The 812-nt window shown below is 57.8% G+C and carries 1 protein-coding gene; it reads right to left on the minus strand.

Features of this window, described 5'->3' with window-relative positions:
* Window positions 1-137 precede the first annotated feature (137 nt).
* Window positions 138-623, minus strand: a complete 486-nt coding sequence (locus ACTWPW_RS64415) for a hypothetical protein (protein ID WP_443175073.1) — start codon at window positions 621-623, stop codon at window positions 138-140.
* Window positions 624-812 lie beyond the last annotated feature (189 nt).

Here is an 812-nt window from a genome sequence, read left to right on the forward strand (position 1 = left end):
ACGTACGAGGTGTCCTTCTGATTTGGGTTGCTGGAGCGTAGAGAACTCCCATCTTCCCAGGCCAAAGGGCACCTCGCCCTATTTCACGGTTCTTTTGTCAGATTCCCAGCGGTGGATCCAGGCTGAGGCAAATCTGATCAATAAGGTTGCTGCAGTTTATGGCTACTGTTTAGGGCGCTCGTCCAGTCATGGCTGATCATGGAGATCATCCGCTGCACAGATATCCGATCCGCTTTGGACAACTCTTCATGGTGAACTGATGGCTGAGCGTTGAGAGCAGTCCAGTCCTGTATGTACCGGTTCATGGCGGCCTTGAGATTACCCTGCTTGCTGGTGTTCTGGAACGCAAGTTCATCATCGTCCAGTAGCCAGTTGACCATGCCAATTACATTGGCGATCTCATGTGCCTGCCACCGGCGGCTTCCGTGGCACAGAACGTACAACAGTTGTTTGTAGAAGAGCTCTCCAACAGCAGGGGCATACCGGGCCCAAGCCCTACGTTTGAACATCAGGTGCCTTCGGAACCGACTACGGTTGCCGCGAGTTGCCATGGTCACCGGCTTCATTCCTCTGAGCACCCAGAGTTCGGCAAGTCCCGCGGACCGCTCCTGGGTTCCGCCCACGAAATGCTCCAACGCGTTGACAACGAGTTGAGTCTCTCTGGTGCGCCGGCCGGTGCCGAGACTAACCTCGATTCTTCAGCGGGCGGTGCTGTGTGAGTGGCTCCGCGATTTGCCCGTAATGTCCCCGACGCGGTTGGGGCGGGCCGTCGCATGACGCTGCGGGGGCGCCGGGTTCCACGGACCCGGAGC

It is taken from the genome of Nonomuraea sp. KM90, assembly GCF_052246675.1.
Classification (GTDB): Bacteria; Actinomycetota; Actinomycetes; order Streptosporangiales; family Streptosporangiaceae; genus Nonomuraea.